The organism is Streptosporangium roseum DSM 43021, from assembly GCF_000024865.1.
In the GTDB taxonomy this organism is placed as follows: Bacteria; Actinomycetota; Actinomycetes; order Streptosporangiales; family Streptosporangiaceae; genus Streptosporangium; species Streptosporangium roseum.
Genome location: NC_013595.1, coordinates 364,002 through 382,233 on the forward strand (window position 1 = coordinate 364,002; position 18,232 = coordinate 382,233).

General features: G+C 70.7%; 14 protein-coding genes. 7 read left to right on the forward strand and 7 right to left on the reverse strand.

What is annotated here, in order from left to right; genetic code table 11:
* Positions 1–49: 49 nt before the first annotated feature.
* The gene (gene wecB, locus SROS_RS01755; protein WP_012887151.1) at positions 50–1,219 is read right to left on the reverse strand and encodes a non-hydrolyzing UDP-N-acetylglucosamine 2-epimerase; all 1,170 of its coding nucleotides are present in this window, start codon (positions 1,217–1,219) and stop codon (positions 50–52) included.
* 56 nt (positions 1,220–1,275) lie between these two features.
* On the opposite strand from wecB, the gene SROS_RS01760 reads away from it, so the two are divergent.
* The 5 genes from SROS_RS01760 (at position 1,276) to SROS_RS01780 (ending at position 8,098) form a co-directional block, all read left to right on the forward strand.
* Positions 1,276–2,943, forward strand: a complete 1,668-nt coding sequence (locus SROS_RS01760) for a glycosyltransferase family 4 protein (protein ID WP_148268915.1) — start codon at positions 1,276–1,278, stop codon at positions 2,941–2,943.
* A 197-nt stretch (positions 2,944–3,140) separates the two neighbouring features.
* Positions 3,141–4,403: a nucleotide sugar dehydrogenase gene (locus SROS_RS01765; RefSeq protein ID WP_012887153.1), complete on the forward strand. Its 1,263-nt coding sequence runs from the start codon at positions 3,141–3,143 to the stop codon at positions 4,401–4,403.
* Positions 4,404–4,422: 19 nt separating this feature from the next.
* Positions 4,423–5,511, forward strand: a complete 1,089-nt coding sequence (locus SROS_RS01770; protein ID WP_012887154.1) for a glycosyltransferase — start codon at positions 4,423–4,425, stop codon at positions 5,509–5,511.
* A gap of 60 nt (positions 5,512–5,571) precedes the next feature.
* A complete protein-coding gene (locus SROS_RS01775; RefSeq protein WP_012887155.1) occupies positions 5,572–7,413 on the forward strand; it encodes a DUF4434 domain-containing protein in 1,842 nt (613 codons plus the stop codon).
* Between the two features lie 19 nt (positions 7,414–7,432).
* Complete coding sequence (locus SROS_RS01780) at positions 7,433–8,098, forward strand: NUDIX hydrolase (RefSeq protein WP_012887156.1); 666 nt, start codon at positions 7,433–7,435, stop codon at positions 8,096–8,098.
* A gap of 8 nt (positions 8,099–8,106) precedes the next feature.
* Here the strand turns inward: SROS_RS01780 and SROS_RS01785 are convergent, their stop codons facing one another.
* Positions 8,107–8,781, reverse strand: a complete 675-nt coding sequence (locus SROS_RS01785; RefSeq protein WP_012887157.1) for a Uma2 family endonuclease — start codon at positions 8,779–8,781, stop codon at positions 8,107–8,109.
* Positions 8,782–8,843: 62 nt separating this feature from the next.
* Here SROS_RS01785 and hisC point away from each other — a divergent pair, with 62 nt between their 5' ends.
* On the forward strand, positions 8,844–9,905 hold the full coding sequence (gene hisC, locus SROS_RS01790) for a histidinol-phosphate transaminase (RefSeq protein ID WP_012887158.1): 1,062 nt from the start codon (positions 8,844–8,846) through the stop codon (positions 9,903–9,905).
* 61 nt (positions 9,906–9,966) lie between these two features.
* Here the strand turns inward: hisC and SROS_RS01795 are convergent, their stop codons facing one another.
* The 5 genes from SROS_RS01795 to purD all read right to left on the reverse strand — a co-directional run bounded on the left by SROS_RS01795 (position 9,967) and on the right by purD (position 16,556).
* Positions 9,967–10,905, reverse strand: coding sequence for an EamA family transporter (locus SROS_RS01795; RefSeq protein ID WP_012887159.1), 939 nt, complete (start codon positions 10,903–10,905; stop codon positions 9,967–9,969).
* A gap of 130 nt (positions 10,906–11,035) precedes the next feature.
* Entirely contained in the window at positions 11,036–12,325 is a 1,290-nt protein-coding gene (locus SROS_RS01800; protein WP_012887160.1) for a GTP cyclohydrolase IIa, read from the reverse strand.
* Between the two features lie 225 nt (positions 12,326–12,550).
* Positions 12,551–13,819: a UDP-N-acetylglucosamine 1-carboxyvinyltransferase gene (murA, locus tag SROS_RS01805; protein ID WP_012887161.1), complete on the reverse strand. Its 1,269-nt coding sequence runs from the start codon at positions 13,817–13,819 to the stop codon at positions 12,551–12,553.
* 361 nt (positions 13,820–14,180) lie between these two features.
* Entirely contained in the window at positions 14,181–15,218 is a 1,038-nt protein-coding gene (locus SROS_RS01810) for a hypothetical protein (protein WP_012887162.1), read from the reverse strand.
* Between the two features lie 105 nt (positions 15,219–15,323).
* Positions 15,324–16,556, reverse strand: coding sequence for a phosphoribosylamine--glycine ligase (gene purD / locus SROS_RS01815; protein WP_012887163.1), 1,233 nt, complete (start codon positions 16,554–16,556; stop codon positions 15,324–15,326).
* 455 nt (positions 16,557–17,011) lie between these two features.
* Between purD and corA the strand changes: the two genes are divergently transcribed.
* Entirely contained in the window at positions 17,012–18,130 is a 1,119-nt protein-coding gene (gene corA, locus SROS_RS01820) for a magnesium/cobalt transporter CorA (RefSeq protein ID WP_012887164.1), read from the forward strand.
* Positions 18,131–18,232: the final 102 nt, after the last annotated feature.

Below are 18,232 nucleotides of genomic sequence, written 5' to 3' on the forward strand. Positions count from 1 at the left end.
ATCCGGGGTCGTGCCAGCGTACGGCTTCGGCTGTGACGAAATAGCCGTTTTACAGGGATTTGGGCGGTACGGCCTGCGCCGCCGGGGAGAGGTTGCGGCCCGCCAGCCAGGCCTCGATCACCCGGGCGATCCGGGGGCCGGCCTTGCCGTCCCAGAGCGGGGGCAGCTCGCCCGAGGGGGTCGCCGCGCCGTCGGCCAGGGCCCGGTCGGCGGCGGCCGGCAGCAGCGCCGGGGTGACCAGGCGGTTGGTGCCGTGGGTGACGGTGATCGGCCGCTCGGTGTTGGGCCGGACGGTCAGGCAGGGGACGCCGAGCATGGTCGTCTCCTCTTGCACGCCGCCGGAGTCGGTGACGACCAGGGAGGCGCCCCGCACCAGGGAGAGGAAGTCCACGTAGCCCAGCGGGTCGATGATGAGGAGGTTCTCGCCGCTCACGAGACCGGCCTCGGCCAGGCGGGCCCGGCCGCGCGGGTGCAGCGGCACCGCGATGGGGATGCGCTCGCTCACCGCGAGCACGGCGTCGACCAGCTCCTTGGCGGAGGCGGGGTCGTCCACGTTGCCCGGCCGGTGCAGGGTCGCCACGCCGTAGCGCTCCGGGAGCCCGAGCCGGGAGCGGACCGGGGCCGGGTCGAGGTGGTCCAGCGCCGAGAACAGGCTGTCGATCATCGGGTTGCCGACGAGGTGGACGCGCGCCGGGTCCACGCCCTCGTTGGCCAGGTGCGAGAGCGCGTCCGGCGAGGTGGCGAAGAGGATGTCGGACAGGGCGTCGGTGACGACCCGGTTGACCTCCTCGGGCATCTCCCGGTCGAAGGAGCGCAGGCCCGCCTCGACGTGCGCGGTCGGGATGTGGAGCTTGGAGCAGACGAGGATCGCGGCCAGCGTCGAGTTCACGTCGCCGTAGACGACGACCAGCGCGGGTCCGTGCGCCAGGACGACGTCCTCCAGGCCGGTCAGCAGCGCCGCCGTCTGGCGCGCGTGCGAGCCCGAGCCGACACCCAGATTGGCGATCGGCTCCGGGAGCCCGAGATCGGCGAAGAACACGTCCGACATCAGCGCGTCGTAGTGCTGACCGGTGTGAACGATGCCCTGCCGCACCCCGAGGGCGGCGAGACCGCGCACGACCGGAGCGGCCTTCACGAAGTTGGGCCGCGCGCCGAGCACGTGCAGGACGAGGGGATTGTCGGGGTCCGGGGTCGTCCCCGGGGGGGCGTTGTCCCTCATTGACCTCGCCTTTCATGCGGGAGTGTGGCAAACGTTGCCTATGGTACGGTCACGGCGTGGTATCCGATGCCAGCAGGCCAGACTCCCCCAAGGTTTCCGCGAAGTCGGCCCGTGCCGGACTGCGCGGGCTTCTCAAGGGGTTCGTCCAGCACCCTGTGATCGTCTCCCGAGTCGTGGCGACCAAGGTCAAGTCCGACCCTGTGCGTGTGGCTCAGGCCGCCGCGGAGACCCTCCCGCCGCGGCTCCGCCCCGTCGTGGGCCGGGTCGCCTGGCCCGCCGCGCGCCGAGCCAGGATCGTCGTGCGCAAGCTCGGCATGCGCCTGGTCAGGGGGCCGTGGGACGAGGCGAAGGCGCACTTCGACGCCGGGCGGATGACCGAGGCCGCGGCGGTGCTCCAGCCCTACACCAAATACCCCTTCATCAACCGCCGGGCCACCTACTACACCGGCGAGCTGGCCTCCATCCAGCCCAACCCGATCCCGCCCAAGTCCAAGGTGATCGTGGGCGAGCGGGTGGAGGGCCGGGTGCTGCACTGCGTCACCAACGCCCTGCCGTACACGCAGGCCGGATACACCGTGCGCACGCACCGGATCGTCACCGCGCAGAAGGCCGCGGGGCTGGATCCGCACGTCGTGACCAGCTGGGGCTGGCCGATGATGCAGGGCCACGTCGACGCGGAGCCGTACGAGGAGATCGACGAGATCCCCTACCACCGGCTGCTGCCGAGCGGCGATGTGCCGTTCGAGAGCCACGGCCGCATGATCCGGGGCGCCGGCGAGGTGACCGAGCTGGTCAGGACGCTCCGGCCGCAGGTGCTGCACGCCGCGACCGACCACCGCAACGGCTCGGTGGCGCTGGCGGTGCGCGAGCGGACCGGCACGCCGATGGTCTACGAGGTCCGGGGCTTCCTGGAGGAGACCTGGGCCTCCCGCGACCCCAAGCGCGTCGGCAGCCAGCGGCACGTGCTCCAGCGTGACCGCGAGGCGTTCATCATGCGTTCGGCCGACGCCGTGGTCACCCTCGCGGAGACCATGGCCACCGAGATCGTCGAGCGGGGCGTGCCGAGGGAGAAGATCTTCCTGGCGCCCAACGCGGTGGACGACTCGCTGCTGACCGCGGAGTACGACGGGGCGACGTTCCGCTCCGCCTACGGCATCGAGCCCGGTGAGATCGTCATGGGCTCGGTGTCGAGCATCGTGGCCTACGAGGGCTTCGCGACCATGATCAACGCGGCCGCCCTCCTGCGGGATCAGGGCGCCCCGATCAGGCTGCTCCTCGTCGGCGACGGCGCCGAGCGCCCGGCACTGCTGGAGCAGGTCGAGGAGCTGGGGCTCGGGGACGTCGCGATCCTGCCCGGCCGGGTCGGCCCGGACGAGGCGCTGCAGGCCCAGTCGGCCATCGACATCTTCGTCTGCCCCCGCGAGGACCTGCGGGTCTGCCGACTCGTTACGCCATTGAAACCCGTCGAGGCGATGGCCCTCGGCAAGCCGGTCGTGCTGAGCGATCTGCCCGCCCTGTCGGAGCTCGTCGGCTCCGAGGGCGCCGGGCTCCTGGTCCCCGCGGGTGACCCGGAGGCCCTGGCGGAGGCACTCGCCGCACTGCGCGACGACCCGGCGCGGCGGGCGGCGATGGGCGAGGCCGGACGCGCGGAGGTGGCCGCGAAGCGCACGTGGAGCCGCGTCGCGGAAACGTACCGTGACATTTACCGATCACTTGCCGGTTGACGTCTCGTGCAGGTGATGGGCGACCCAGCCGTTTGTGATGCGTTCAATCGCATTAGGCGTGGCTTGCGCGGAGTTGAGATAGCCTTTGCCACCATGAAGTGTTGTTTCCGTCTTTCCAGGGTCACCCCGTGAGCGAGCGCAGCCAACCGGCCGTTGGGCTCGGTGCCATCGCGAACGCGGCCGAGGAAGGGGGCCGCGTGAGCGCCTATGACCTGGCCGTGATCGGTCTCGGGTACGTCGGCATGCCACTGGCCAAGGAGGCCGCGGCGGCAGGCCTGCGGGTCGTCGGCTTCGAGGTCGACCCCCGCAAGGTGGACGCCCTCAACGCGGGCCGGTCCTACATCGACGACCTGACCGACGCCGACCTCGAGCACATGCTGGCGGGCGGTTTCAGCGCCACCCTGGACGAGTCCGTGCTGGCCGACAGCCGCACCATCGTCATCTGCGTGCCGACCCCGCTGGACGACGACCACCGCCCCGACCTGTCCGCGGTGGAGGGCGCCACCCACACCGTCGCCCGGAACCTGTCCTCCGGCACCCTGGTCGTCCTGGAGTCCACGACCTGGCCAGGCACCACCGACGAGGTCGCCCGCCCCATTCTTGAGGCCTCCGGCCTCGTCGCGGGCACCGACTTCCACCTCGCCTTCTCGCCCGAGCGCATCGACCCGGGCAACCCCAAGTACGGCATGCGCAACACCCCCAAGGTCGTCGGCGGCTACACGGCCGCCTGCAAGGACCGGGCGGTCGGCTTCTACTCCCAGTTCGTCGAGCAGGTCGTGCCGGTCAGCGGCACCCGCGAGGCCGAGATGGCCAAGCTGCTGGAGAACACCTACCGGCACGTCAACATCGCCCTCGTCAACGAGATGGCGATCTTCTGTGACGAGCTCGGGGTCGACCTCTGGGAGGCCATCGAGGCCGCGGCCACCAAGCCGTTCGGCTTCCAGAAGTTCCTGCCCGGACCGGGCGTCGGCGGGCACTGCATCCCGGTCGACCCCTCCTACCTGTCCTACACGGTGCGCAAGCTCGGCTACCCGTTCCGGTTCGTGGAGCTGGCGCAGGAGATCAACGAGCGGATGCCGTCCTACGTGGTGGCCCGCGTCCAGCGGTTGCTCAACCGGCACAAGAAGGCCGTCAACGGCTCCAAGGTGCTGCTGCTCGGTGTCACCTACAAACCCGACATCGCCGACGAGCGCGAGACCCCGGCCCTGCCGGTCGCGCGGGCGCTGCTGGAACTCGGCGCGGAGCTGGTCTACGCCGACCCGTACGTCAGGACATGGCACGTGGACGGTACTCCCGTACCACGTGAGGAAGACCTCGCCAGGGCGGTCGCCGAAGCGGACGTGACGCTGCTGCTGCAGCAGCACGCCGCCTTCGACCTGTCGATCGTCGAGGACCACGGCAGGCTCGTGCTCGACACCCGAGGCGTCCTCGCCGAGGGTGAACGCGTCGAGCGGCTCTAGCGACGAAGGGCTGCGCGCAGTGCACGTGCTCGTCATGACGGTGGTGCATCACCCCGAGGACGCCCGGATCCTGCACCGGCAGATCCGCGCGCTCGTGGATGCCGGTCATGAGGTCACGTATGCCGCGCCGTACACCGCGCGGGGCGTCATGGCCCGGTCGTGGGTGAACGGCGTCGACCTCCCCCGCGCGGCTGAGCGCAAGCGGCTGTCGGCCGTGCGCGCAGCCCGCAAGGTGTTCAAGCGCATGCGCGACCAGGTTGATCTGGTGGTCATCCACGACCCCGAGCTGCTGCTCGCGGTCGTCGGCGTGCGCAAGCGGCCCCCGGTGGTCTGGGACGTGCACGAGGACACTCCGGCGACCCTGTCGCTGAAGCCCTGGCTGCCCGCCTTCCTGCGGCCGCCGGTGCGGTTCATGGCCCGCATGCTCGAAGGCACGGCGGAGCGCCACCTGCATCTGCTCCTCGCCGAGACCGCCTACGCCGGCCGGTTCCACCGGGCGCACCTGGTGGTCCCGAACGAGACCTGGGTGCCCGACGACGTGACCCCGCCGGGAGACGACCGGATCGTCTACCTCGGCTGGCTGTCGGAGGCGCGCGGGGTGCGCGACGCCATCGAGGTCGCCCGGCTGCTCCGGCCGTACCGGGTGGCGGTCGAGCTGATCGGCTACGCCGACCCGCAGTCGCGTCCGACGCTGAACGAGGCGGTGGCCGAGGGCGTGCTGGAGTGGCGCGACTTCATGCCGAACGACGAGGCGCTCAAGCGGCTCGACGGGGCGCTGGCCGGGCTGTCGCTGCTGCACGACGAGCCCAACTACCGCCACTCCATGCCCACGAAGATCGTGGAGTACATGGCCCACGGCATCCCGGTGATCACCACTCCGTCGCCGCGCGCGGTGGAGCTGGTCGAGCGCTACAACAGCGGCCTGGTCGTGCCCTGGGAGGATCCCAAGGCCGTGGCGCAGGCCGTGCTCTCCCTGCGGGACGACGTCAGGGAGCGGCATGCCCAGGGCGCCCGAGGGTATGCGGCGGCCCGTGCGAACCATCACTGGCCGAACTCGGCCCGCCGTTTCGTGTCCCAGCTTGAGGCGTGGGCCGGGGTCAAGAGCTGATTTCTTGTATGGCGATGTTGCTTATGTCCGCCTGATCACGAGAACGGTAGTGTCCTGATCGTGCGCTGGCTCACCGCTTTTCTCGGCGTGGCGATCCTCGCGGTGGTGGCGGCGATCGTGCTCGTCCTGCCCGAGGGCGCGGACGCTCCGGCGAGCGACAGGACACCGGTCGCGTCGTCTCCCTCCACCACCTCCTCCGCCGCGCTGACCCCCGAGGCCAGCGCCTTCACCGACCCGTGTGGAACGTTCGACACCAAGGTGGCCTCGCCCTACGCGGTGACCGGCTACTGGCTCATCCCCACCACCGACCACTGCACCTGGCGGCGGCAGTTCGGCGCGATCCACGAGGTGGGCGGCGACACGGTGATCCGGATCGGCTGGGGCCTGCAGGCCCGCCGCGTCGACGAGGACGGCCGGATCATGGACAACGCGGGTGAGGAGATCGACCCCCGCTACGAGCCGTGTGTCGAGGACGGGCTGCCGTGCGTGGCGGCGGCCGAGAAGGACCTCCAGGCGGCCAACCCGGGGAACCGGGTGAGCTGGACGTTCGTCTACCGGACCGACGAGGCGTTCGGGCCCGGGCTGTTCCGCTGCCCCGAGTTCGAGCGGACGGTCACCGTAGGCAAGACCGTCTTCTACCGGATCATCGCGCCGGACGACGGAAGCGACGATCCGGGCTGCGCGAACATCAAGAACAGCGGGCGCGGCTACCACGTGATCCTGATCGCGGGCGCGGAGCAGGACAACGACAGCCTCACCGAGCTGCTCGACCTCGGCGACCAGTTCGGGGTGCGGGTCTTCCCCGCGCTGCCGCTGGCCCCGCGCGACCCGGCGCAGGCCACCCGGGCCTACAAGGACGGCACCGACACGCTCACCACGCTCACCCGGCGCATCCTGCAGGACTACGGCGCCCGCTTCCAGGGCCGGGAGTCGCTCGGCGGCTTCTACCAGCCGTTCGAGCTGCAGATGCGGGAGATGAGCTACACGGGCAAGGACCCGGACGACGACCACGCGACGCTCAAGGTCTACGCCTCCCAGCACCAGATCGTGGAGCAGGAGATGCCCGGCAAGCCCATCCTGGTCAGCCCCTACATCGACGCGCGCAAGCGGCTGAAGTTCAGCGCCAGTCCCAAGCAGGTGGCCAAGGGCTTCGAGGCCATGGTCAGGACCGGGGTCGGCATCATCGCGCCGCAGGACAGCCGGGGCACGGGCAAGGTGGGGCTGTTCTGGCCGGACCAGCGCGACGAGCAGGTCGACGAACGGCTCCGCCCGGTCGTCGGCGAGACGACCAACGGCACCGCCTACCACGGCTCGACCCGCGACTACTACCGGGAGATGGCCGCGGCGCGGGACAGGATGGTCGCGCAGGGCTACAACGTGCAGCTGTGGGCCAACGTGGAGGCCTTCGAGCCGTCCGCGGAGGAGCCCTGCGCCGCCAGGACGGGCACCCGGGGGCGCACCGACAAGAAACGGCTCGACACGGCCGTGACCCAGGTCGGCAGGTACGTCTCCAAGGTCGTCTCCTACATGTGGAGCGACTTCTTCACCTGTGGCTCGCCGTCGCTGGCCGAGGACATCGCCCGCGACGCGGACCGGCCGATCCCGGTGGACGCCGTCCGCAAGGAGCGTGACATCCAGGACGGCATGGAGATCCGGGGATACAACATGCCCATGGGCTCCAAGGTGACGATCACCTGGGACGGCCAGGAGGCTCCCAAGGTCGTCGACGTGGCCGGAGTGGACCTGTCGGAGCCGCTGCCCGACCTGCCCACCGGGATGAGGACGGCGTGGATCCCGTTCGACTGGACCCAGGTGCCCGACGACACCTGGGTGAAAATCGAGGTCGCCGCCGCCGACGGACGGGCGGCCGCCGAGGCGCTGCACGTCCGTATGAACGCCTGACCGGTGTAACGTGCCTGGCATGGTTCCGCGCATTCCCGTCAGCGTGGATCTGGTCGTCCTCACGGTGCGCTGCCAGGCGCTGAGCGCGCTCGTCTGGCGGCGGGACAAATCGCCTTACGAGGGACGCTGGGCCCTCTCAGGCGGCTTCATCCAGCTTGACGAGGATCTGCCCGCCGCCGCGGCCCGGGTCCTCGCCGAACGGGCCGGCCTGCCCGGCGCCCCGGTCCATCTGGAGCAGCTCCAGACCTACGGCTACCCCGACCGCGACCCGCGCCAGCGCGTCCTGAGCGTCGCCTACCTCGGTCTCGCCCCCGACCTGCCGGCCTCCACCGAGGCGCACATGAGCTGGCAGCCGGTCTCCTCGCTCCGGGAGATGGCCTTCGACCACCGGCGCATCATGGTCGACGGGATCGAGCGCGCCCGGGGCAAGCTTGAGTACACCCCGCTGGGCGCGGCCTTCTGCCCCCCGGAGTTCACCGTCGCCGACCTGCGCCGGGTCTACGAGATCGTCTGGGGCCGCACCCTGGACCCGCGCAACTTCCACCGCAAGGTCACCAAGGCCGAGGGCTTCCTGGTGCCCACCGGCCGCACCACCACCCGCGACGGCGGCCGTCCCGCCAAGCTCTACCGCCGGGGACCGGCCTTGCTGCTCCACCCCCCGATGCTCCGCTCCCTCAAGGAGTAGGCGGGGGCTCAGAGGTCGTCGATCTCCGCCAGGTCGATGTCGACGTCGAAGGGGACGGTGAGCTTCAGCCGGTCGTGCTGGATTCCCATGAGTGCGTAGGTCTTGGTCGCGGGGTCCAGTTCGTAGACGTAGACCGTCGGATGGCCTTCGACGTTCTCGATCCGCCAGAAGTGGGCGATGCCCGCCGCCGCGTAGAGCTGGGGCTTGCGCTCCCGGTCGCGGATCTCGGACTCGGCGGAGACCACCTCGACGGCCAGGACGACGTCGGCGGGTTGGTAGGTGGTCTGCTTCATGCCCAGGTCGCCGTCGGCGCGGACCACGATGAGATCGGGTTCGGGACGTTGGCGTTCTCCGAGTGTCACGGTCATCTCCCTGCGCACCCGCAGCTCCGCCGGAGCAGTGTGGCGGAGCTCTCGCTCCAGGAGAAACATGACGAGTGAGTGGAAGCGGGTCTGGGGGCTCACGAAGACGAGAGTGCCATCGATCAGCTCGGTATGAGAGGGAATCCCCCGCAGCCGGTCGAGGTCCTCGGCGGTGAAACCATCCGATGACGGGATGATCCAGTCGGGAACGGGCTCCAGTTTGGGAGACTCCGCCCCAGCCGTCCCCGTGTCGGGCTCCGTGTCGGGCCGCTCGGTCTCGGTCAGCGGTGCGATGCTCATGTCGTCCTCCCGGTCAGGCATGCCTCTCACCTCCAGTCTTTCAGGATGATGCCCCATCCGCCCGCTCCTCATAAAGTAAGGCCATGCCTCGTTTCCGCGCGATCCTGGACACAATGCCCCCCTACAAGGCGGGCAAGGCCGTGGTGTCAGCCGACGGCCGGTCCTACAAGCTGTCTTCGAACGAATCTCCCTACGGGCCGCTTCCCTCCGTGGTCGAGGCCATCGCGAAGGCCGCCTCGGAGATCCACCGCTACCCCGACCCGGCGGCGACCGGCCTGACCGACGCCCTCGCCGAACGGTACGGCGTGCCGCCCGAGCACGTCGCGCTCGGCGCCGGTTCGGTGACGGTGGCCCAGCAGCTCTTCGAGACCGTGAGCGAGCCGGGCGCCGAGGTGATCTACGCCTGGCGGTCGTTCGAGGCCTACCCGCTCCTGGCCGACCTGGCAGGGGCGACCTCGGTCCGGGTCCCGCTCCTGGGCGAGACGCACCACCTGGACGCCATGGCCGAGGCGATCACCCCGCAGACGCGCATGATCTTCGTCTGCAACCCGAACAACCCCACCGGCACGGTCGTCCACGCGGCCGAGCTGGCGGCCTTCCTCGACCGGGTCCCGGAGAACGTGCTCGTCGTCCTCGACGAGGCCTACCGCGAGTACGTCAGGGACGCCGACGTCACCGACGGGCTCACCGTCTACCGCGACCGGCCGAACGTGGCCGTGCTGCGGACGTTCTCCAAGGCGTACGGCCTGGCCGGGCTCCGGGTGGGTTACCTGATCGCCGACGAGCCGGTGGCGGCCGCCGTACGGAAGACGATCGTGCCCTTCGCGGTCAACCACCTGGCCCAGGCCGCCGCCGTCGCCTCCCTGGCGGCCGAGGCCGAGCTGCTGGAGCGGGTGGACACCGTGGTCAAGGAGCGCACCCGGGTCCGTGAGGCCCTGATCGCCCAGGGCTGGACGGTGCCCATCACCGAGGCCAACTTCGTCTGGCTCCGCCTGGGCGAGCGCACGACGGCGTTCGCCGAGGCCTGCGCGGCCGACGGGGTCGCGGTCCGCCCCTTCGCCGGAGAGGGGGCCAGGATCTCCATCGGCTCCCCCGAGGCCAACGACACCTTCCTCGCCGCCGCGGCGGCCTTCAGGGCCGCCTGACGGCCCTTCCGTCGCCGGGGCCGCCTCCGGCGCTCCGGGACGGACCCGAGGGGCCCGCGTCCTACACGGACGCGGGTTCCTTCTCCTCGGTCGGGGCGTTCCTGCGGCGCTCGGTGGAGACCACCAGGGCCACGCCGAGGACGATCACCAGGCCCGCGGCGACCATCGAGGTCGTGACCGGCTCGCTCAGGACGAGGGCGCCGAGGACGACCGCCACGACGGGGTTGACGTAGGCGTAGGTGGAGACCAGGGAGATCGGGGCGGCGCCCAGCAGCCACACGTAGGCGGTGAAGCCGACCAGGGAGCCCATCACGACCAGGTAGGCCAGCGCGGCCCAGGAGCGCCCGGAGACCGCGCCGAGGTCGAGGTGCTCGCCCATGACCGTGCTGGTCAGCGCGAGCCCGATCCCGCCCGCGGCCATCTCGACCGTGCTCGCGACGAAGGGGTTGGCGGGCATGGGGATCCGGGCGGACAGGAACGAGCCCGCCGACCACGACATCGACGCCAGCAGGATGATCACGATCCCGGTGCTGTCCGCCGCGCTGCCCCCGCCGGTCAGCGACAGCACCGCCACCCCGCCGAACCCGATGAGCACCCCGGCCAGCGTCAGCACCTGCGGCATGTCCCTGGCGACGATCCTGAAGATCACCAGCCAGAGCGGCACCGAGGCCACCAGCAGCGCGGCCAGCCCGCTGGAGATGTGCTGCTCGGCCACCGCGACGAGGCCGTTGCCGGCGTTCAGCAGCAGCAACCCGACCAGGGCCGCCCCGCCCAGCTCCTTCCAGGTCATCCGGAAGGCCCGCCATCCCCGGAGCAGGAGCACCGCGGTGCCGAGGATCAGCGCGGCCGTGCTGAAGCGCATGGCCCCGCTGAGCAGCGGCGGGACGGTCTCGATGGCGATCCGGATCGCCAGGTAGGTCGATCCCCACACCACGTAGACGATCGCCAGTGCTCCCCAGACGAGCAGCGATCCGCGGCTGTCAGTAGTGTCATGACCCATAGCTCATGACATTAGCCCTCGGGTCCGACAGAACGCTCGCGGAGTCCGGACCGTGAGACGCGGTCCGGACCGCCGTGATCCGGGGCCCGCGCGGAGCGGACCCCGGATCACGGGGAACGGCGGAAGAGTCTCAGCGGCTGCCGAGCTTCTCCACGATCAGCCGGTAGAGCTGGCGGGGACGGCCCGGCTGCGGGGTGCGGTTGGGCGGAAGCGGCCACGCGAGTCCCTCGTCGACCAACGTGCGCAGCAGCCGCCGTGCCGTACGCGGGGTGACGCCGAGCATCTTGCCCGCGCCCTCCGCGTCCACGACCGTGTCTCCCCCCTCCAGCTTGGCCGCCAGCCGGGCCAGCACCTCCACGCCCTTCGGCTTCAGCGGCCCGCCGCCCTGCGGAGGCATCCTGGGCGCGGGGATGAGCGCCCTGCCCTCGCGGTCCACCGCGAAGCCCTGCGCCTGCTTGCCCGCCTGCGTGCGCGCCAGCGCCGCCCGCGCGTGCGACTCGGCGTCGTGGGCGGTACGGCCCATGCCGACGCCCACCTCGACCGCCAGGCCCAGCTCGTCGCGGACCCGCGCCGCGAACGGCAGCACCCGGAAGCCCTCCGTGGCCATGGCCACCGAGCCGCGGGTCGCGGTGACCATGTAGCTGTGGTCGTCGATCGAGGTCACCGACGCGTTGATCCGGTTCGCCTCCTGCACCAGCAGCCGGTGCAGGGACAGCCGGAGCTCGTCGCGCCAGTAGCGCGGCGCGGCCCGGCGGACCGGTTCGCGGAGCGTCGGCACCTCCACCAGGACGACGGTGAGCTGTGACTCCTCCAGCCGGTGGTGCGCGCCGAGCAGGGCGGCCGTGTGCAGCGCCGTGCGGACCGCCGCGGACGTCGGCCGGATCCTGACCACCGGGACCCCGGCCGTCTGCAGGCGGTCGGCGACGGCGGGCAGGCACGTCAGCGCCCCGCTGGTGTTGCCCTGCCGGGCCAGGCGTTCGTGGAAGGCCGCGATCGTGCCGGTCGCCCCCGGCTCGTCGCGGCTGTGCACGTCCGCCACCGGCAGGCTCAGATCGGTGTAGGCCTCCTCGACGTCGGCCCGGCTCAGCACGTCGACGCTGACCCTGCGCGGGTCTATCCGTTCGTCCAGCGCGGCTCTGGCCAGTGCGGCGATCAACGCGGCTCCCCCGAGCTGGACGTAGGTCGCCGGCATCGTCAGCACCCCCGAGCGCCTGGCCAGGTCATAGGGGACCGGGCTGGCGAACAGGCATGCGTCCACCCCTGCCCCCAGGCGGGTGACTTTGTCGGCGGCTTCCTGCTCGTCCCGGTAGGCAGCGGCTACCAGGCGGCAAGGCAGGGGAGCCGCCGCGTGTCCCATGAGCATCACTCGCTCGACGAGGTCATGGGGGCCCACCACACCGATAGTGAGGTCCGGTGTCATGGCACCCGGGCGTGACACTCGTGGAGTTTCTTCGGCCCGCTCGACCAATGTTCGTCCCATCCTGCTGTCCGTTTGTTTTCGGCTCTCTTTTGGAACGATCGCTTGCGGGGGCCGTAATGTCACGCCCGATTTGACGCCAATTCCGGGAGGAACCCCCCGGGTAAACCCCTAACTGTTACTGTTTACACAGGTCAGAGCGGTTTTTGAGAGACTGAAACCCGCTGATTATGAGGAAGAAATCTCTCGCCTCACATCGGCGCCCAGGGCCTGCATACGCTCGGCCAGATATGAGTGGCCGCGGTCGATGAGATAACCCGATTCGATCACGGTCTCCCCTTCGGCGGCGAGACCGGCGAGAACGAGGGCGATTCCGGAACGCAGGTCGTGCGCGGTCACCTCCGTGCCCGTCAGCGGAGTCGCGCCGCGGACGACGGCGCTGTTCTCCTTCACCTCGATGTCGGCGCCCATCTTGTTCAGCTCGGAGGCCAGGGCGAACCGGCCGTCGAAGATGCGCTCGTGGATGTAGCTGGCGCCGTCGGCGAGGCAGGCGACCGTCATGATCGGCGACTGCAGGTCGGTGGCGAAGCCGGGGTAGGTGTCGGTGATCACGTTGATCGGGCGCAGCGGGCGGTCCCGGCGCACGTGGAGCACCGCGCCGTGGTCGGAGAACTCCACCCCCATCTGCTCCAGCTTGTAGCGGACCACGCCGAGGTGGTCCAGGTCGGCGCCGACCAGGTTGACCTCGCCGCCGGTGATGGCCGCGGCCATGGCGAACACGCCCGCGTCGAGGCGGTCGGGCATCACGGTGTGCTCGACGGCCTGGAGCTCCTCCACGCCCTCCACCGTGATGAACCCGGTGCCGCCGCCGCTGATCCTGGCGCCCATCCGGGTCAGCATCTCGATCACGTCGAGGACCTCGGGCTCCAGCGCCGCGTTCTCGATCACGGTGGTGCCGCGCCCGAGGGCGGCCGCCATGATCAGGTTCTCGGTGCCGGTGTGCGAGGGGGTGTCCAGGTACAGCGTGGCGCCGGTGAAGCCGGCCGTCTTGACGTGGATGACGGAGTCGCCCTCGTCCACGATCGCGCCCAGGCGCTTGTAGCCCAGGTAGTGGAAGTCGAGGTTGCGGCTGCCCAGGTTGCAGCCGCCCACGCCCTCGATGATCGCCTCGCCGAGGCGGTGCAGAAGCGCGGGTACGAACAGCACGGAGCCGCGGAAGCGGCGGGCGATCTCCGCGGGCAGCACCGGGCTTTTCAGCCGGGAGGCGTCGATGACCAAGGTGCGTTCTGCCTCGTGGAGCTCGACCTTGGCGCCGATCGCCTCGGCCAGCTCGACCGCCCGGCGCACGTCCTCGATGATGGGGACGTTGCGCAGCACCGTACGGCCCTTGGCCGCCAGGAGCGCCGCACCGATCATGGGCAGCACGGCGTTCTTGGCACCCTGGATGAAGGCGGTTCCACGGAGGGGGTTGCCACCGCGCACGCGGTAACGGACCATGCGTCATGCTCCTTGGGGAAGGGGAAAGCTGGGGACTGGGGATGATTGCGAGAACGAGTGGCGGCAGCCAGGGGTTGTCGGCCAACAGTAGCCGCTGAGTACCCCTGAACCGGCCACTTCGGATGGCAACTACCCCCCGAGCCCCTGATCACTCGATCGCTCGTGGGTCTCCACGCAATGGTCCCGCATCCGCACGGCGGATCCGCCCGCGGCGGCGGCGTTCCCGGCGATCGGACTCCCCCGGAATTTCCCTCGCCCCGGGCGTCGGGCGGCGCGTTCCGGCGTTTTCGGCGGCTGTCCGGAGTGCCCGGGCGTCCGGGCGTCCGGCGGAGCGCTCAGGCGTCCCCGGTCTCCGGGGTGTTCACGCGGCCCGGGTCCCCCTGCCGGCCGGGGTGAGCGGTGAGGCGGCCAGGAGGAGGTTGTCGGCTCGCTGGTCGACGAAGCGGGTGACGACCTGCTGGCCGTACCCGAACGCCATGGCCCAGACCAGGATGGCGGGCTGGGAGCCGAGTCCCGCGAAGCCGGGGACGAAGCCGGAGTTCAGGATCAGCAGGCCCAGCACGGAGGTGGCCACCCCGGCGGGGGCCTTGAGCATGTTCTGGACCACCGCCAGCGAGTAGCGCGTGGACAGCTCCGAGCGGGTGGAGAGCGAGGCCGCCGTGGCCAGTGCCGCGCCCAGCATCCCGATCAGGGCCACGAGGGGAACGTCGCCGCGGCTGGGCCGCAGGGAGCCGGTGGGGCAGATCTGCGCGGGCATGAGCCCCTGGGCCTGGACCACCGACTGGTTGCCGCACATCGGGATGACGTCCGGCCAGATCGCGCCGATGGTCACCACGCCCAGCACGATCAGGCTCAGCATGACCACCCCGCCGAGCAGCAGGTTGCGGAAGCTGCGGACCCGGCCGGTCTCCATCGCCTGCGCGGTGTAGGCGGCCCGCAGGACCGACTGCATCAGCGGCCTGTCGTCCTCTCCCAGGTCGCCGGCCGCCAGCCGGGTCTGCAGGTGCGTCAGCCGGGGATCGTCGCCGGGCAGGTAGGCCCGGCCGATCGCCGCCACCTCGGGGCCCCGACCGCACAGCTCCGCCGTCGGCAGCACGCCGTACAGCATCACGGTCGCGCTGTTGACGTTGGACCAGGCGCCCTCGATGGCCTGGCCGGTCAGCCAGCGCCGCAGGCCGTGCCTGGAGCGCGCGTAGACCTCCGCGCGCTCCAGGTGCCTGCCGATGCCGTCGCCCACCGACACCAGCTGGCCCGCCCCGTCGCGCATGGTCAGGGCGCGCTCGGCGTCGGCCCGGATCTCCTCGCTCCGCGTGGCGACGTAGACCCGCCACGTGCCCGGCCAGCGCAGCACTCCGGTGTCGCCGATCCGTTCCGGGGACGCTGTCTGGTCGAACGCCATCGTTCCTCCGTGGGGCGGAGCGGCCGGGGGGCGGGCAGTCACTGCCCCCGGCTTATCGCGGCATGCCGTCCAAGTGCTACGTCATGGTCAAGCGCTATGACCCGCTCAAGCGCTATGTCCGGCGATGTCCGTGCGGTGGTGCGAGCCGCGCATCCGGATGCGGCCGACAGCCTCGTAGGCGGCCGCGCGCGCCGCGGCCACGTCGGGGCCGGTGCCGACCACGCTGAGCACCCGCCCGCCGTTGGAGACGACCCGGTCGCCGTCGAGCGCGGTCCCGGAGTGCAGCACGTAGGCGTTCTCGACGGTGTCGGAAAGCCCCTCGATGACGTCGCCCTTGACGGGGTCGGCCGGGTAGTTCTCCGCCGCGATCACCACGGTCACCGCGGCGCCGTCGCGGTAGGACAGCGGCCCGAACCCGCCGAGCGTCCCGTCCGCGCAGGCCAGCAGGAGGCCCGCGAGCGGCGTCTCCAGCCGGTCCAGCACGACCTGGGTCTCCGGGTCGCCGAACCGCGCGTTGAACTCGATCACCTTCGGGCCCTCCGCCGTGAGGGCCAGCCCCACGAAGAGCACCCCGGTGTACGGCGTGCCGCGCCTGGCCAGCTCGGTCACGGTCGGGATGACGGTCTCGGCCATCACCCGGTCGGTGAGGTCACCGGGGGCCCACGGCAGCGGCGTGTAGGCGCCCATGCCGCCGGTGTTGGGGCCCTTGTCCCCGTCGTAGGCGCGCTTGTGGTCCTGGGCGGGCTGGAGCGGCACGGCCGTGGAACCGTCGCAGAGCGCGAACAGCGACACCTCGGGACCGTCGAGGAACTCCTCGATGACGACCCGCCCGCACGCCGCGGCGTGCCCGAGCGCCTCGTCCCGGTCGTCGGTGACCACCACGCCCTTGCCGGCCGCGAGGCCGTCGTCCTTGACCACGTACGGCGTGCCGAACTCGTCCAGCGCCGCGGCGGCCTCCTCGGGCGTGACGCACGTGCGGGAGCGCGCGGTGGGCACGCCCGCCGCGACCATGACGTCCTTGGCGAACGCCTTGGAGCCCTCGATCCGGGCGGCCTCCCGGGACGGCCCGAAGCAGGGGATGCCCGCCTCCCTGACCGCGTCCGCGACCCCGGCGACCAGCGGGGCCTCGGGGCCGACCACGACCAGGTCGGCCCCCAGCTCCAGGGCGAGCCGGCTGACCGCCGCAGGATCGGTCGGGGTCACCGGATGCAGGGTCGCGACCTGTGCGACACCGGCGTTGCCGGGAGCACAGTGGACCTCGGTGACCTGGGGATCTGCTGCCAGCGACCGGCACAGGGCATGCTCACGCCCGCCGGATCCAATCACAAGAACGCGCACTCGCGAGAGCCTATCGGCCCCCGGGTCGCCGGCCGTCCACAGGCTGTGGACAGAGGTCCCGTGCGGGCCGCCGGGGTTCATGCCGATCTTTCCCGGCCGGGGCGGCGGAAAGGGGCCTCGCGCGGGGGGAGCCAGGGCGACATGGTGAATGCGCCGTAAATCAGGTGGGAATTTCGCCGGCTTATGGATGATCGCTTGTTGCGGCCGGGAGTACGCTTAGGGAGCGTGCCCAGATCTGTGCTAAGTTTGGGCGGCTTTGTCTGTCTATTGGTGATTGGAGGTGGTTGGGGATGTCCTCTGGCGATCCCAGCAGTACGTGCCGCGCACGCCTTCTGTGCGCACCCTTCCACCACTCCGCATCAGTGCCCGACTGGCTTCCGCGCGCATTCCCGTTCGAACTGAGGTGACATCGCGTCGCGCGTGGACGGTGCCAGATCGGGCGGGAAAGGCATGCCATGCGTTCCTCGCTCCTTTTTCCCCGCATCAAGCACGCACGCGCCGTCCGCGCACCGCACGCACCCGCCGTCCCGGTCCGTGACCGGGTGAACGGCGTCTGCGTCCCGCCGAGCGACTCCCTCGTCGAGTACGCCGCCTACATCGGCGGCAAGAAGATCGACGCCCTGGGCATTCCGGACGCCCTGGAGCTCGTCCGCACGCACAACGCTGCCGAGGAGAAGACCAACGCCTTCGTCTGGGTCGGCCTGCATGAACCCGACGCCCCCGAGGTCGAGTGGCTGGCGGAGGTCTTCGCCCTGCACCCGCTCGCCGTCGAGGACGCCGTCAAGGCTCATCAGCGCCCCAAGGTCGAGCGCTACGGCGACTCGCTGTTCGTGGTCCTCAAGACCGTCGCCTACCTCGACCACGACGTGCTGACCGCCACCAGCGAGATCATCGGCACCGGTGAGATCATGGTGTTCGTCGGGCCCGACTTCGTGGTGACCGTACGGCACGGCAAGCACTGCCCGCTGTCGGAGGTCCGCGAGCGCCTGGAGGACAAGCCCAAGCTCCTCAACCGCGGCCCGACCGGCGTGCTGCACGCGATCGCCGACCACGTCGTGGACAAGTACCTCAACGTGGCCGACCTGATGCAGGCCGAGCTGGAGGACGTCGAGGCCATGGTCTTCGCCGACGTCAGCGCCCGCGACATCGGCCGGATCTACAACCTCAAGCGCGAGATGATCGAGATGAAGCGCTCCGTCACCCCGCTCCAGTCGCCCATGTCGACGCTGGCGCAGCGGCGCATGATCCCCTCGGAGATGCGCGAATACTTCCGCGACGTCGTCGACCACCTGGCCCGGGTGTGCGAGCAGGTCGAGTCGTCCAACGAGCTGTGCAACTCCATCCTGCAGGCGGCGCTCGCCCGCTCCAACGCCCTCGCCAACGAGGACATGCGGAAGATCTCCTCGTGGGTCGCCATAATGGCCGTGCCCACGATGATCGCCGGGATCTACGGCATGAACTTCGATCACATGCCCGAGCTCAAGTCCGTCTTCGGCTATCCGATCGTGATCGGCGTGATGGTGATCGCCTGCTCGCTGCTCTACCGGGGCTTCCGCCGCAACGGCTGGATGTGACCTCCCGCGCCCGCGCGGAAGGGGCGAGCCCGACGGTCCAGAAGTCGGCGTCGCGCTCCGACCTCCCGCGCCCGCGCGGAAGGGACCGGGCCGTGACGGCAT